The sequence below is a fragment of the Microbacterium enclense genome (genome assembly GCF_001456955.1).
Classification (GTDB): domain Bacteria; phylum Actinomycetota; class Actinomycetes; order Actinomycetales; family Microbacteriaceae; genus Microbacterium; species Microbacterium enclense.
The window spans coordinates 149,397-164,243 of record NZ_KQ758468.1 but is presented as its reverse complement, the minus strand read 5'-3'; the positions used below and the strand labels follow the sequence as shown (position 1 = coordinate 164,243).

General features: G+C 65.6%; 14 protein-coding genes and 1 tRNA gene. 9 read left to right on the top strand and 6 right to left on the bottom strand.

Annotated features, from left to right (window positions below; translation table 11 throughout):
- Positions 1-32: 32 nt before the first annotated feature.
- Positions 33-106: transfer RNA gene (locus tag AS029_RS04150), tRNA-Met, on the top strand.
- A 461-nt stretch (positions 107-567) separates the two neighbouring features.
- Positions 568-1,641 carry a glycosyltransferase family 4 protein gene (locus AS029_RS04145; protein WP_167345228.1) on the top strand — a complete coding sequence of 358 codons (1,074 nt, stop codon included), beginning with the start codon at positions 568-570 and terminating at the stop codon, positions 1,639-1,641.
- Between the two features lie 381 nt (positions 1,642-2,022).
- On the opposite strand, the gene AS029_RS04140 is transcribed toward AS029_RS04145, so the two are convergent.
- From AS029_RS04140 to AS029_RS04120, 5 genes are all read right to left on the bottom strand, one after another.
- Positions 2,023-2,235, bottom strand: coding sequence for a hypothetical protein (locus tag AS029_RS04140; protein WP_058231339.1), 213 nt, complete (start codon positions 2,233-2,235; stop codon positions 2,023-2,025).
- A gap of 545 nt (positions 2,236-2,780) precedes the next feature.
- Entirely contained in the window at positions 2,781-3,062 is a 282-nt protein-coding gene (locus AS029_RS04135; RefSeq protein ID WP_058231338.1) for a Dabb family protein, read from the bottom strand.
- Positions 3,063-4,046, bottom strand: a complete 984-nt coding sequence (locus AS029_RS04130; protein WP_058231337.1) for a GDP-L-fucose synthase family protein — start codon at positions 4,044-4,046, stop codon at positions 3,063-3,065.
- Complete coding sequence (gene gmd / locus AS029_RS04125) at positions 4,043-5,092, bottom strand: GDP-mannose 4,6-dehydratase (RefSeq protein WP_058231336.1); 1,050 nt, start codon at positions 5,090-5,092, stop codon at positions 4,043-4,045. The genes AS029_RS04130 and gmd overlap by 4 nt, the downstream gene beginning before the upstream one ends.
- Before the next feature lie 31 nt (positions 5,093-5,123).
- Positions 5,124-6,380, bottom strand: coding sequence for a glycosyltransferase (locus AS029_RS04120; protein ID WP_058231335.1), 1,257 nt, complete (start codon positions 6,378-6,380; stop codon positions 5,124-5,126).
- 54 nt (positions 6,381-6,434) lie between these two features.
- Between AS029_RS04120 and AS029_RS04115 the strand changes: the two genes are divergently transcribed.
- From AS029_RS04115 to AS029_RS04090, 6 genes are all read left to right on the top strand, one after another.
- Positions 6,435-7,010 carry an LbetaH domain-containing protein gene (locus AS029_RS04115; RefSeq protein WP_228375875.1) on the top strand — a complete coding sequence of 192 codons (576 nt, stop codon included), beginning with the start codon at positions 6,435-6,437 and terminating at the stop codon, positions 7,008-7,010.
- Between the two features lie 14 nt (positions 7,011-7,024).
- Positions 7,025-8,131, top strand: coding sequence for a glycosyltransferase (locus tag AS029_RS04110; RefSeq protein ID WP_167345227.1), 1,107 nt, complete (start codon positions 7,025-7,027; stop codon positions 8,129-8,131).
- A 67-nt stretch (positions 8,132-8,198) separates the two neighbouring features.
- Positions 8,199-9,338, top strand: a complete 1,140-nt coding sequence (locus AS029_RS04105) for a glycosyltransferase family 4 protein (RefSeq protein WP_058231332.1) — start codon at positions 8,199-8,201, stop codon at positions 9,336-9,338.
- Positions 9,335-10,339 (top strand): hypothetical protein, encoded by a 1,005-nt coding sequence (locus AS029_RS04100; protein WP_139168013.1) that lies wholly within the window; start codon positions 9,335-9,337, stop codon positions 10,337-10,339. Before AS029_RS04105 ends, AS029_RS04100 begins: the two co-directional genes overlap by 4 nt.
- Before the next feature lies 1 nt (position 10,340).
- Positions 10,341-11,678, top strand: coding sequence for an oligosaccharide flippase family protein (locus AS029_RS04095; RefSeq protein ID WP_058231330.1), 1,338 nt, complete (start codon positions 10,341-10,343; stop codon positions 11,676-11,678).
- Positions 11,675-12,922 (top strand): O-antigen ligase family protein, encoded by a 1,248-nt coding sequence (locus AS029_RS04090; protein WP_058231329.1) that lies wholly within the window; start codon positions 11,675-11,677, stop codon positions 12,920-12,922. The genes AS029_RS04095 and AS029_RS04090 overlap by 4 nt, the downstream gene beginning before the upstream one ends.
- A 319-nt stretch (positions 12,923-13,241) precedes the next feature.
- On the opposite strand, the gene AS029_RS04085 is transcribed toward AS029_RS04090, so the two are convergent.
- Positions 13,242-13,883, bottom strand: coding sequence for a CPBP family intramembrane glutamic endopeptidase (locus tag AS029_RS04085; protein WP_058231328.1), 642 nt, complete (start codon positions 13,881-13,883; stop codon positions 13,242-13,244).
- Between the two features lie 221 nt (positions 13,884-14,104).
- Here AS029_RS04085 and AS029_RS04080 point away from each other — a divergent pair, with 221 nt between their 5' ends.
- Positions 14,105-14,728: an arsenate reductase/protein-tyrosine-phosphatase family protein gene (locus AS029_RS04080; RefSeq protein WP_280520948.1), complete on the top strand. Its 624-nt coding sequence runs from the start codon at positions 14,105-14,107 to the stop codon at positions 14,726-14,728.
- Positions 14,729-14,847 lie beyond the last annotated feature (119 nt).

The window sequence follows — 14,847 nt, the reverse complement described above, 5'->3', positions numbered from 1 at the left end:
CGCCCATCTCGGCGTAATGTTTTCTCTTGTGCCGCGGGGTGGAGCAGCTCGGTAGCTCGCTGGGCTCATAACCCAGAGGTCGCAGGTTCAAATCCTGTCCCCGCAACAATAAGAAGGCCCCGGATCGCGAGATCCGGGGCCTTCTGCCTTCTGCCTCACCATGCGCGCCACCGCGTGCGGCCCGCAATATTGACAGGGCCGCCCGAACTCGTTTTGCGCACCGCCGGGCTACGCGCAGGCCCACCAGCGCGGCATCTCTCCGCAGACGCGCGGGCGCCCCTCGGCGTCCGCGCGTCACCTGATGCGCATCTCCGCTGGTACCGCAGGTGTCGCGCCGCCGTTGTTCCTAGACGCATCGTTTTGGCACGCCTTGAAACGCATTGGCGGTGAGGCGGGGGAGCATTCCCGTAATCTTCAAAGAGTGACCCGGTCTTTGTCTCAGCGTACTCGCGGTTCATATGGGCGCGATCAGTCCCATTTCGCCGAGGCGCCAATCGATTCTGCCAACGAATGCGGCACTGCCAACGGCGGTGGGTCATGACCAGGCTGTCTATCATTCAGCCGTACGTGCCCCAGTACCGAGTGCCCTTTTTCGAAGGTCTCCGGCGGGAGCTCGCCCTCGACGGCGTCGACCTCGAGGTGGTGTCCGGCCAAGCGACGGACGCGCAGAAATTGCGAGGGGACGCGGCGGATGCTCCCTGGATCACGGGCACTCGAACGCGCGAGTTCAGATTCGGGGCTCGAACGCTCTCGTTGACCTACTCGCGCCGACTATGGTCGGATTCTGATGCGGTCATCGTGCCGCATCAAGGCACCTCACTTGATGCGATGTCCGCGCTGGCGTTTCGGCGCGGCAAACGAGTCGGAGTTTGGGGACACATTGCCTCATACACATCGCCGCTGAACCCGGTGGACGGCGCGGTGGAGGACTGGCAGCTGCGCAGGGCCGACCACGTGTTCGCCTACGTACCCAGCGGCACGGAGTACGCACTGGAACGTGGGGTGTCGCCTCGCGAGGTGACGACGGTGATGAACACAATCGACACGACATCGCTGGAAGATGCTTTGACGAGCACGACGGCCGAGGAGATCGACCGGTTCAGACGCGAAAAAAGAATTCCCGATGGCCCATTCTTGGCGTACGTCGGGGGCCTCGACAGCAGCAAACGTGTTGATCTCCTGGCGGACGCACTCGACATCCTGCACTCGAGCGGAAGTCGCGCTCACATCGTCATCGCGGGCCGCGGCGAACAGGAGACTCTCCTCAAACCCGCGCTCGAACGGGGCCAGGTCACACTTATCGGCTACGCCTGGACGGGACGGAAGGCAATCCTTCTCAAGGGCGCGACAGCGATCGTCAATCCGGGGCGGGTCGGACTCATCGCTGTCGATGCGCTCGCGTCGAAGCGAATGCTCATCACGACAGATTGGCCGTGGCATGCGCCCGAAATCGAGTATCTGAAGCGTGGTGAGTCGTTGACCCAGAGCGGCAGCTCCGCCGAAGAATTCGCCCACGCATTGCAAACCGCGCTCGAAGAGCCGCCGCACACTGACCCCGCCGTGACGTGGCCCGAACCGCCACGATTGGATGCGATGATCGCCAATTACAAGGACGGCGTGATCACGATGCTGAACACCTGATGGCATGAGCCATGGTGGCCTGAAAGGTTTGCATCGAACTGGGCCGACCCGCAGAGTTGCGAGCGCCGGATCATTCCGACTCAGGGGTCGATCGCTCTGGTGCGAGGGCTTGACGACGTCGATGCGACACGTCGCAAAATGACCTCAGGATGCTATGCCGCTCCGCGCAACGTGGACCCTCGACAAACATCGACAAGGCCGACTCTACGCGAACAGCCCGAACTCAACTGCGTACCAGGCTCAGGCCCGTCTCTGTCGGCCCTGAGATCGGGAGAACCTGTCGGCGAGGGTGCGACCGGCTGATGAATTTGCACCCCTCTCGTTTGGGCGCCGGCGTCAGCATTGTGCGCTGAGCCAGCGCCCAAGCGAGGTGTAGAACCCTTAGTGGTAACTGCGGTAGCGGCTCGCGGCGGCCGCCGGAGCAGCCACGATGAGGGCGGCGACGAGGAGGAGGATCCCCGCGTCTCCGTGAGTGACGGTCATAACGGTGCCCGCCACCGCGAGCGCGACGACCGCCGTCCAGAGGACGACCGTCGCGAGAGGGCTCGCCCACACCGGCTGGTGGGCGACGGGATGCGCGTAGTGGTGTTGCATGGCTCCTCGCCTTCGAGTTGCTATGTAATGCCTGTCCAGGGGGTGCGACAGGATCGAGCCGGGGGATGACTCGACTGCGCTAATGGTATGACGTCTTTTCGTGTAATTGTCAACCGTTGCGCGCTGTGTCGCGCTTCCATAAGAATATTCGCCTACGACGGATCGCGAGCGTCCCACCGTCTTAGATAAACGCCCCCGCACCGGGGCGTCAACCCCGGTGATTTCTTCACGCGCTGTCGTTTTGGATAGGCGCATGGAATCGCGCCGCATCGGTACACGCGCTCTTCGTCTCCCCCGCTCGTCGTCACGACCGTCTGCACGGCCGGTGTCGCGCGTGAGGGCATTCCCGGCACCGTCCGTGCGCCTCGGGGCGATGACGGTTCCCCTGGAGCGTCTGAGCGTCGCTGCCGCGCACGTGGTGTTCGGCGGGTCGCGCGTGGCCTGCGAATGCTGCGGCGCAACGGAATTGGTGCAGGCGGCGGTATGGAGGGGGCGACGGCCGTACTGCTCCGCTGAGCACGAGCACGCCGACTTGCCCTAGATCATCAGGTGTGGTGGTCTCCCACCCACCAGTCGGCGATCTCCGCCATGCGGTCCGCGACCTTTCGATGGTGCTCGGAGGACCGCCAGTCGCGGAAGGATTCGGCGTCGGCGAAAGCACCGTCTTCGATGATGATCCGGCCTTTGCGCGTGTCTGTCGACAGCGCGACCGTCCATTCCACCACGGCGGAATGCTCCCCGAGTCGTCGAAGATCCGCCATTGCAGCGCCGATCCGCGCGTCTGTCACGTCATCCCACACGCGAAAGAGCACGATGTGCCGGAACATCTACCCGCGGATCGTCCCGACGTGGTCGCGGTACCACCGCACCGTGCGCTCCATGCCCTCCTCGAGGGAGATCTTCGCCCTCCAGCCCGCGTCGGCGAGTTTGGAGACGTCGAGCAACTTCTGGGGCGTTCCGTCGGGCTTCGAGGTGTCCCACCGCGTCTCCCCCGTGAAACCGGTGACGCGCGCGATGGTGTCGGCGATCTCACGGATGGTCACGTCGGAGCCCGTGCCGACGTTGACCTGATCAGGACCGTCGTAGTGCTCCATCAGGTGCAGGCACGCATCGGCCATGTCGTCGGCATGCAGGAACTCGCGACGCGGAGTGCCGGTTCCCCAGTTCGTGACGCTCTCGGCGCCCGACGTCGCCGCTTCGTCGTACCGGCGGATCAACGCGGGAAGCACGTGCGATCCAGTGGGTGAGAAGTTGTCGTTCGGACCATAGAGGTTGGTCGGCATTGCGCTGATCCACGGAAGCCCGTACTGGCGTCGCACGGCCTGCGTCTGCAGGATGCCGGCGATCTTCGCGATGGCGTACGCGTCGTTCGTCGGCTCGAGGTGGCCGGTGAGCAGCGAGTCCTCGCGGATCGGCTGCTCCGCGAACTTGGGGTAGATGCACGACGACCCGAGGAACAGCACGCGTTCGACGTCGTTGGCGAGCGCGGCATCCAACACGTTCACCTGGATGCGCATGTTGTCGCTCAGGAAGTCGACCGGGTAGGTCGAGTTGGCCAGGATGCCACCGACCTTCGCCGCGGCGAGCACGACGTACTTCGGCCGGGTCTCCCCCACGTAAGCGAAGACCGCGTCGCGGTCCTTCAGGTCGAGTTCGGCCGAGGTCTTGCCGACGACGTTGCCGAACCCCGACGCCTGCAGTTTGCGGACGATGGCGGATCCGACGAGTCCGCGGTGCCCCGCGACGTAGAAGGTGGCATCCCGGTCGAGCTCACCGGGCGTGTACTCGACCCCGTCGACGGCGGTGGTCACGCGTGCACGCCGAGGAGGTCGTGATTGCTCCAGCTGGGCAGAGTGACCGTGTCGATCCACTCGGAACCCTTTTCGAGCAGTGTGATGTCGGCATCCACCATGAGCTTGGCGAGCTCGCCGCTGTGCACCGAGGGCACCCAGCCGAGCTTGTCGGCTGCCTTGGAAGGATCGCCGATGAGTGCGTCGACCTCGGTCGGGCGCAGGTAGCGCTCGTCGAACTTGACGAACTCGGCCCAGTCGAGGCCGACGTGCCCGAACGACACCTCGAGGAAGTCCCTGATGGTGACGCCCACCCCGGTCGCGAGCACGAAGTCTTCGGGTGTGTCGGCCTGCAGCATGCGCCACATTCCCTCGACATACTCGGCGGCGTAGCCCCAGTCGCGGATGGAGTCGAGGTTGCCGAGGTAGAGGTCGTTCTGGAGTCCGGCCTTGATGCGTGCCACGGCGCGGGTGATCTTGCGCGTGACGAAGGTCTCACCGCGGCGGGGCGACTCGTGGTTGAACAGGATGCCGTTGACGGCGTACATGTCGTACGCCTCGCGGTAATTCTTGGTGATCCAGTAGCTGTAGAGCTTCGCGGCCGCGTAGGGAGAGCGCGGATAGAACGGCGTCTCTTCGTTCTGCGGGGGCGGCGTCGCCCCGTACAGCTCCGAGGTCGACGCCTGATAGAACTTCGTCTGGATGCCGGAAAGGCGGACCGCTTCGAGGAGCCGGATGGTGCCGGTGCCGGTGGTATCGGCGGTGTGTTCGGGCTCGTCGAACGAGACGCGCACATGGGACTGGGCGGCGAGGTTGTAGACCTCATCCGGATCGATCTGGCTGAGCAGGGTGACCATTCGCGCACCGTCGGACAGGTCGCCGTAGTGGAGGAAGAGCTTCGCTTCGGGGTCGTGCGGGTCGACGTAGAGGTGGTCGATGCGGTGCGTGTTGAACGTCGATGCGCGCCGGATGAGGCCGTGCACCTCGTAGCCCTTGGAGAGAAGGAGCTCGGCGAGGTAGGAACCGTCTTGTCCGGTGATGCCGGTGATGAGTGCGCGTTTGGTCACTGTGGTCGTGCCGATCTCGTTGGGGGGCAGATCAATGAACGCGCTCGACGCTCGCCGGCGCGGTCAGATTGTCGAGAAGACTATCGAACCGATCGATCGCGATTGTTTCGTCGAGAACCGTCTCTTTGTAACGTTTGCCGTTGCGGCCGAGTCTGTCGCATTGTTCGCGGTCGGCTGCGAGGCGTCTTGCGCCGTCGAGAATGGCCTCGGCGCGACCCGCTTCGACGACGATTCCCGCCTCGGCGGCGACGACTTCTTGCGCCGTGATGCCAGTCGCGTCCGTTGCCGCGAGAACCGGTCGTCCCGACGCGAAATACGACGTCAGCTTGCTGGGCACGGCCATTTCCGCGACGCCGGGAAGCTCATTCACTAACAACACGTCGGCGGCCTGGAGCACTTCAGCGAATTCTTTGTCCCCCAAAGGGGGGACAATTTGCGTCGTCGTCGGTGATTCGTCTATACGCCGCTGCAGTTCGTCGCGCTGCGCACCATTTCCGACGAGCACGAAACGTACACGCTCGCCACGCTCATGCGCGACACGGCCTGCGTCCACGACATGCTGCAACCCCTGCTTCACGCCCATGTTGCCGGTGTGGACGACGACCACCTCGTCATCGGCCCAGCCGTGCGCACGCCGGACAGCGCCGACGTCCGCCACCGGCATCGGCGGCAGGTGCGTCCAGTTGCGCACGACGGCGATGCGCTCGCGAGGGATTCCGAAGTCCTCGTGCACGCGGTCCGCGAAGCGGTCGTGGATGACGACAACGGTCGACGCAGACCGCAGCAACCAGGCTTCGATCCCCCGCAACGCGCGGGCTGCGGCGCCGCCGCCCTGCCCGGTCTCGACGACGCCGATGCCGTAGAGATCCTGGACCCAGACGACGAAGGGCGTGCCCCGGTGCGTGGCGAGCGAACGCAACCGCACGATGGCCGACGAGAGCAGCGCGGGCGACGCCGCGACGATGGCACAGGGCCGACCCCAGCGCGTGAGCGCCTGACGCAGTCCGAGGGTGACTTCCGCCAGCGCGCGCGGCACGAGGGTCGGACGCTCCGGGACGAAATGGCGAACACGGTGGACCATGACACCGTCTATTTTTTCGCGGAGCGACCACTGCCCGTAACCGGGCGAGATCTTCCATTCCGGATAATGTGGGTGCGCCACGACGGCGCGAACCTGACGCCCGCGCCGGGCGAGCCCGGTGGCCATCGCACCGGTGTACGGGGAGATTCCCGTAGTCTCCGGGGGGTAGTTCAAACCGAAGACGAGAGTTTGAGAAGATTGGCCCACAAGACCCAATCATATGGCCCGCACGAAATGACGAGCGACGAAGAAAGAGCCCGCATGAAAAGCACCCCGGTGATCGATCTTTCGAAAGCCCCCGGGGAACGCGCCGCATGGGACCAGCCGACCTGGAAGGTCTATCTGTGGGCGGTTTGCGAGCTCATCTTTGTGACCAACCCTTGGCAGATCAGTTCGGGCCTGCGCATTCGTGTGCTGCGAGCCTTCGGCGCGGAAATCGGCGATCGGGTCGTTTTCCGTCCCCGCACCCGGGTCAAGTTCCCATGGAAACTCCACCTCGGCGACCGTTCCTGGATCGGCGAAGGCGTCTGGTTCCATAATCAGGATCACATCTACATCGGCCACGACGTGGTGATCTCGCAGGAAACGTTCTTGACGACGGGATCGCACGCCCATCGGCGGGACATGGCGCTCATCACCCGCCCGATCACCATCGAACCGGGTGCGTGGGTGACCTCGAGGTGCGTCGTCCTCGGCGGGGCTCGAATCGGCCTGAATTGTCTCATCACACCACTCAGCGTCGTCGACGCCCGCGCGGTGCCCGACGGCGAGATCTGGGGCGGGAATCCCTTCGCCTTCGTCTCCGAGCGCATGCTCGATGGGAGTCGTCTCTCATGAGGATCGCGCACATCGTGACTTTCACCTCGACCGACGGCGCGTTCGGTGGTCCCACTCGCGTCGCTTTCGGTCAGGCCAAGGCGCTCGCTGCACTTGGCCACGACGTGACCGTCTTCGCGGGAACACCCGCCGGCGAAGAGACCGACACCGATCAAGATGGCTACCGTCTGCGCACCTTCCCCGTTCGCAGAATCGCTCCGTTCGGCGGTTTCGCCACGCTCTGGCCGCGGGGATTGCGGGCGGCACTCAAAGCCCAGGCACGCGAGTTCGACGTCGCTCACATCCACCTAGCACGCGATCTCGCCACCCTCCCGGCGGCGTTGCTGTTCGCACGGATCGGTGTGCCGTACGTCACGCAGAGCCACGGCATGATCGACCGCTCAGACAAGATGCTCGCCGCCGTCCTCGACCGCGTCGCCACGCGTCGCGCGCTCGCGGATTCTCAGAGCTGGCTGCTCCTCACGGCGGCGGAGCAGAAGGATCTCGCTGCGATTTCCTCTCCACGGCGTCTCACCTCGATACGCAATGGCGTCGAGGCGCGGGAAGCGACGCCGCTGGACGGCCGAGCGGACACGGTTTTGTTCCTGGCGCGGCTACAACAGCGAAAGCGACCGGTCGCTTTCGTCCGCATGGCACAGCTGCTCGCCGAGCGCCTCCCCGAGACCTCTTTCGTCCTCGTGGGGCCTGACGAGGGCGAGGCCGAGAACGTGACTCGCGCCATCGAGGAAGCGTCACTCGGCGACCGCATCCGGTGGGTCGGCGCGCTCCCCCCCTCCCAGACGCTCGCCGCCATGGAGGACGCTCGCGTGTACGTCCTGCCCGCCGTTGACGAGGTCTTCCCCATGTCGATTCTCGAGTCCTTCTCGGCGGGTACGCCGGTCGTCACGACGTCTTCACTCGGTATCGCGCCGGATTGCGAGCGGCACGGAGCTGCTCTCATCACGGATGGGAGCCCCGATCAGTTGGCCGAAGCCACTTTTCTCGCCCATCAGAGTCGGGAGACAGCCGAAGCGCTGCGCGAGGGCGGGCTCGCCTACATCCGCTCCGAGCTCGACGTGAGCGAGGTTGCCCGTGAGCTCGTGTCGGAGTACGGAGCTGCCGCCGAAGGGCGCGTCGCATGATCGTCGACGAGGTCCGAAGCCGGCCTACGATCTTTGGGCGCTCGACCGGAGTCTTCCTTTCGAAGAGGTGGGCGACGCGGTGATCGGGGCCGAATCACGCATCCTCATCCTCTCCCCGTGGGGCGCTTCGGGTGGCTACAGCGGACCATTGACTCTGATGAACCGCATGTGGTCGGAGGTGGTCACTCGCCACCCCGAAAAACGGGTCACCCTCATCTACCGGGATCGCGGCGAGGACACCGTCCCGAAGTGGGTAGAAGCCGCCATACCCGCGCTTCGGTCGCAAGGTTTCGGTCGGCTGGCTCAGCTGTGTTGGATGCTGTCGGCGGCTTTTTGGGTGGCGCGTCATCGCCGGTCGGCGGACATCGTCCACCTGCAGGGCGCCTACCTGACGAACCTCGTCCCCGCGCTAATCGCGCGGCGTGGAAGCGTCGTGATGCTGCCTGTCCTCGAGAACGGTGATCTCGGCGCGCTCCAACGCTCTGCGATCAAGCGGTGGGTTGCCCGCCGCGTCGGTGCCCACGCACGATCGGGGTTTGCGCTGTCCGATGGTATTGCGAGTGAACTCGAGGCCATCGGGCTGGCCCCTGGTCGTGTCACACGTCTGTCCAATCCCGTCGACCCGAGAATGATCGCGTGCGACCGGGCAGATCGTCGGCCGCGCGGTCCGGTACGGCTGGGCTTCGTCGGCAAGCTCGGTCCGCTGAAGAACCCGCACCTCCTGGTCGAAGTGGCAGCCGCCCTTCGCGACGCCGGTGAACCATGCGAGGTCCACTTCAACGGTCCTTTCGCATCGGCCGAGATGGAGACTCGCTTGCGCGGTCTCGTCAGCGACCTCGGGGTGGACGAGCTCGTCCGGTTCCACGGGTTCCAGAGCGACATCCTGCCGGCGTTCGGGCTGTTCGATATCTTCGTCCTGCCGTCGGCGCAGGAGGGGCTGCCCGGCTCGCTGATGGAAGCCTTCGCGATGGGCACACCCGTCATCGTCACCGATGTCGGTTCCATGGCGGAGTTCGTCCGCCTCGCCAACGCCGGTCGTGTCGTCCGCGCGGAGCGAGAAGAAATCGTTGCGGCGGTCCTCGACCTCCTTGTCGGAGGAACCTGGACGACCGCCAGCAGGAACGCCCGCCTCTTCGCCTCGGAACATCTTGACCCCAAGGTTGTTGCCGACCACTACGTTCGCCAGATTGAAGGACCGCTCCGATGAGCACGAAGCCGCCTACTCCTATCCACACCTCATTCCCGACACTGGGAGCCCTGACCGCCAGGCTGAGCGCCTGGACAGGAGCCCGCGCCGTCGTCGTCTCCATGGCCGACTCGGAGGGTCGTGCCCTGGGCAACAATGGCGACGACCTCATGCATGCGGTGTTCTACAAGATCCTCGAGCAGTTGGGCATCGTCGTCGTCGACGCCGACCCTGACGTCGTGATCGTCCCGCCCTCGGGCGCGCTCCTCGAGGTTTACGCCTTTCCCACGTACCTCGCGGAGCGTTTGAGAGGGTACGAGGACGTGCCACTCGTCATCTTTCCCTCGTCCGTCTTCTTCCCCGATCGCGACCCGAGTTTTATGTTTGAAGGGCGCGATGCACCGACGTTGCTCTTTCTCCGTGAGGATGAATCTCGAGCTCATCTCGCGGAGCGCTGGGCGGAGCCGCTTGCCAACGCCGGCGTGGAAATCGTCCTCGACCACGACGTCGTGGCTTCGGGTCACGCTTTCGTGCCAGCGATTCTCGGCGCGACCAAGCGACGCCCTGTGACGCGCCTCGTCGCGGCGCGCATCGACCGGGAGGCGTCACCCATGCGCGCTTCGGCCGCCCGTCAGGGCGCGACGCCCGCATCGCCCATCTTGCACGCCGTGGCATCCAGAATCCCGTACGGACCGGTGTACACGGCTGCTTCCAGGTACGCGCGCCGCGCGCGAAACCGCGCCGCAGCGGAGCGTCTGGCGTCTCGCGCCGCCTCCACGATCGACGACGCGGCATGCATCGACATCAGTGCGCGACAATTCGCGACCTTCCACGAATACCGCACAATGATCCTCCGCGCTCAGTCCGTGATCACCGACCGCCTGCACGTTGCTCTTCCCGCAGCGATCATGGGCAAGGATGTGACAATGGTCGAAGCGGGATATTTCAAGCTCGGCGGCGTGTACCGGCGCTCGCTCGCCGGAGTGGCCAACGTGCACCTGGTGAGTACGGCGGGCAACTGAGGTGCTGGGGGGAATCCTCCGCCTCTCGATCGGAACCGCGGTCGCCCGGGCTCTGGCCGCGATCGGGCAGCTTCTGCTGGCGGTCTGGCTCACGCCGACCGATTTCGGCTACTGGGCCGCCGCCACTTCGATCATCTCGGTCTTGACGGGCCTGGCGAACTTCGGCGAGGTGAACGGGTATCTGAGCGGGCAGGGCGGAACGTTCACCCAAGCGCGCCGTGCGATCCTGCGCGTCAACGCTGTGCTCGCGGGCAGTGGTGCGATCGTCGCGGCACTGTACTGGCTCGACGGCAACGTGATCGTCGCAGCCCTCGCCGCGATCTCGGCGCTGAGCATCCCACTCATTGGCGACGCCGAGTTGATGTACTCCACCGGTGTGAAATACAAGGCGTACGCTCGGGTCGTTGGGGCGCAGATTGTCGCAGCCGTAGCGAAGATCACCGTCGGTGTCCTGATCGCCGCGCTCTTCGCATCGCCGCTCGCATTCGCCGTGTCGACCGTCGTCTTCTATCTGCTGATGGACGCTCTCATCCTCCGCCGGGTGTCGTCGCTCACCGCCAGCGAAGTCGAGTTCGCTCGACACGTGTCCGCCCGCACACGGATCACCTGGGGCGTGAACTCCCTGTTCGTGACTCTGCCTATTCAGGTGGGGTTCATCGTGGCCCAGTTCGGTGCGAGCGCCGAGGTGCTCGGACTGTACTTCCTGGCCTATCAGGTCAGTCTCGGGCTCAGTGGTCTCGTGTCCGTTCCCCTGGCCCGCGTTGCGCTCAGCTCGCTCGCACGCGAAAACCCGGAGCAACGCGTCCAACTCAGCATGGAACTCTGCCGCCTCTTCGTCTTCGCGGTGTCGGGACTCGCCGCCCTCGTCTCACTGATCACTCCTTTCATCGGGACGGTGCTCGGGGACGAGTGGACCGCCGCAGCTCCGGCCGTCGTCATCTTGCTCGCGAGTCTGGCCGTGCGGATGATGAGCCCGATCCTTGACGGGCTGCAGCAGGCGAACAACCGTTGGTGGCAGAGCACCGCCTTTAACGCGGTGGACACCATCGGCACCGCCGCCGCGGCCCTCCTCTCGTTCACAGGCGATCTTCTCCTCCTCGTCAGCGCGGTGGCGCTGTGGAAGGTCCTGTTCGGTCTCGTCCGAGCTGCGTGGCTTCTGCGGTCCGCACGTCGAGGCCCCCTTCTCGCGACGCTCCTGCCTGCGCTGGTGATGAGCCTCCTCATCGGAGGGTCGTCGTTCTTCCCTCCGCCGGCCTCGACCATGATCCTCGTAGGTGCCGTGGCGATCTCCGCTATCGGCACCCTGATCATGGCGCGTGCTCGAGGGAGGCGCTCGTGAGAACCAACGGTCCGCTTCTGCGGGGGATCATCTTCACCGCCGGCTACGTCGTCGTGGTGCAAAATGCCGGCATCCCGGTCGCTCTGAAGCTGGCGTTCCTCGGACTCACCCTCGTCATCGCGGCGGTCAGTTGCGCCCGGCTCATCCGCGGATCGGACCGCGTTCCCTGGGGTATCGGGATGGGCGTCGCTCTATCCGTGACGGTGCTCGCCGTCGGGTTCATCTCGCTCGTGTGGACGCCTTCGACCGACCCGCAGGACTGGCTGCGCGACGCGCTGACCTACATCTTCTTCCCAGCTGCGGTGCTGATCGGGCTTGAATTCGGCCTCGCCGCCACACGCCGTCAGGTCTTCACGCTCCTGTGGGTGATCGGTGCCTTCGGTGCACTCGCCTTCACCGTCACGTGGCTGCAGCGACGCGGGGCCGAGGGTGTCGACATCGAGTCGTTCGGACTGGCCTCGAGCTTCGTCCCCATTCCGGCCATCGCTCTCGGTCTCGGCCTCTTCTGTACCTCCGTGAAGGTGCGTGTGCTGGCGCTGGTCGGTACCCTCGTGCTCTCCGGCGTGCTGGTCCTCTCCGGCGGACGGACGATCTGGGTGTACCTCGCGGTCGGCTTCTTCGTTGCCTGCAGCATCACCCTGCTGTACCGCGGGCGGGCGCTGCGAATCGGCGTCCTGCTCGCGACCGCTGTCGTCTCATCGATCGGGGCACTCACCCTCTCTGCCGGCCTCGCGGGGGGCATCGCCGCCAACCGAGTCCAGTGGTTCTCACGGGTCGTGGAGAACGGCTGGATGGCGTTCACCAACGACGGCTCCGCCATCGAACGGGTCCGAGCCCAGGAATGGGCTCATCAGCTCTGGATGGCGGACCCCGTGTGGGGCCGCGGGTGGGGCCAGCCGTTCCAGTCCGTCTCAACCGGCGTCGTGACGGGCTCGATCTTCACGCTTGATTCACCTTTGATCGTGCTGGTGAAGGTGGGGTTGGTCGGAACCATCCTCCTCGTCGCCGCACTCCTCATGGTGTTCGGATCCTCGGTACGTCTCGCTCGGACGGACCCTCAGATACGCGCGTCGTTGCTCATCGCCTTGGCGATGGCCCTCGTGCTGACACTGAATGGGTTCCCCCTCGAAAACCGGGGGTTCCCGATCTTCGTCTTCAGTCTCGCCGCGCAGGCGGCCGTCGCGTCACGGCAACAAGTGGAACTGTCCGCCCGTCCTCACCTCTTGGGAGCCTCGCCCGCATGACCACGACCCGGGGGCACTGGTCGTCAACGAGGCACTGGCGAGTGGCGTCCCTGTGATCGGCACCGACCGCGCTGGAGACATCCGCTGGCGCCTCGGGCCAGTCACGCGGTCGCGTCCTGCCCACGGACGCCCTCGAAAAATGGGCCACCGCCATCGTCGCGTATGCCGAAGACCGCGAACTCGTCGAACGGGAGTCTGCGGCGGCGGTGTCGTTCAGCAGAGGGCACGGGACCGAACGGTAGGTTCGGGAGCTCCATCAGTGGGTGCGACTGACTGCTCCGGAACGTGCTCGGGGGCGCTCGCGCTCCCGAGCATGAAGTCAGCTCGCGAAGCTGCCGATCAGGCCGAGTCCCAGAAAGGTCACGTTGTACACCACATGCGCCAAGACGGCACCCCAGATTCTTCCCGTCAGCAGCACGACCGCCGCGCACAGCGCACCGACCAACAGCAGCTGGACCGCCGCCGAAACGGACAGCGGCGCGAAAACCTGATGGATGAGCACGAAGCTGCCCGCGGAACACAGCAACGCCGCCACCGATGCCGCCACAGCTCCGGTCACGCGCCGCAACAGACGGTAGACCAACACGAGGATCACCGCACGGAAGAAGAACTCCTCCACCATTGGCCCGACGACGCCGGCGGCGAGGCCCTGCTCGATCCACCAGGCTCCCGAGAACGGCCCGCCGGCGGCGGAGACCGTCGGGAACGGCTGAAGGTCGGCTCGTTCCGATGCGCCTTGGATCAGGCGCAGCAGCAGGCCCAGGCCGAGACCCCACATGAGATCGGTCGCCCGGAATCGCACGATACCCGTCGGGCGGGCACGCGCGAGGAGCAGGGCGACCGGCGCGATCAGTCCCGCCCACAACGGGAGGAGGGATGCCACCGAGCCTGTGGACGGTACGAGTCGGGCGAGGAGGGCACCGGTGCTCGCCGCGATCACCGCGAAGGCCAGAAGCTGCACGTCACCCGCCCGGAGGGTGCGACCTCCCGATCGCCAGTCACCTTCGCGACGAGTCGTTCGTCGTCCGGCACTCGATCGGCCCGCCCCAGGAGCACTTGGCCCAGTGTTCGTCGAGGAGACGAAAATCGAGGGCGTCGAAAGGGGCGATCGGTCTGTCACATAGTCACGCTATCGAGCGGCCGGCATCTTCCCCACGCCCATCACCGATGAGAGGAGAAACCGTGCTGAGAATACTCACGGTCTGCACCGGCAACATCTGTCGCTCCCCGCTCGCCTCCACCGTTCTGGCATCACGGCTGACGGACGCCGATGTGCAGGTGGAGAGCGCCGGCACCCGCGCGCGCGACGGTATCCCCATGACAGAGGAGGCGATCGACCTCGCCGCGGAGCGCGGCGTGGACCGGTCGTTCGCGCTCGCCCACCGCGCTCGACTCCTGACCACCGCTCACCTCCGAGACGTCGATATGGTCGTCGCGATGACGCGGGAGCACCGCCGCGCCGTCGTCGAGCTGGATCCCGCTCGTCTGCGGATGACGTTCACCGCACGGGAACTCGTCCGGATCTTGCAGGACGTCGGCGAACCCGACCTCGCGGCCGTCGCCGCTGCGGGAGACGAGAGCCCGGACCCACCCCGTGCGCGATTCGCCGCGATGGTGGCGGCGCTTCGAGCACGACGCGGACTGGTGCCCTCCCCGTCCGAGCCCGACGAGGACGACGTCATCGACCCGTTCGGTAGGTCGGTGGCGACGTACCGGAAATCTGCAGCACAGCTCGATCCCGCTCTCGCCGCCGTGGAGCGGCTCGTCCGGCACGCCGCGCCGACACCCCGGGAAGTGAACGCGTAGCGCTACGGGCGCTCTCGCGAGATGGCGTCATCGTCGTTTGCGGGCGGTCCGTTCTCCGGAACATGGAACCGACGCGGAATGCGTCAGTTCGTAACATTCGATATGTCAGACTTGAGTCA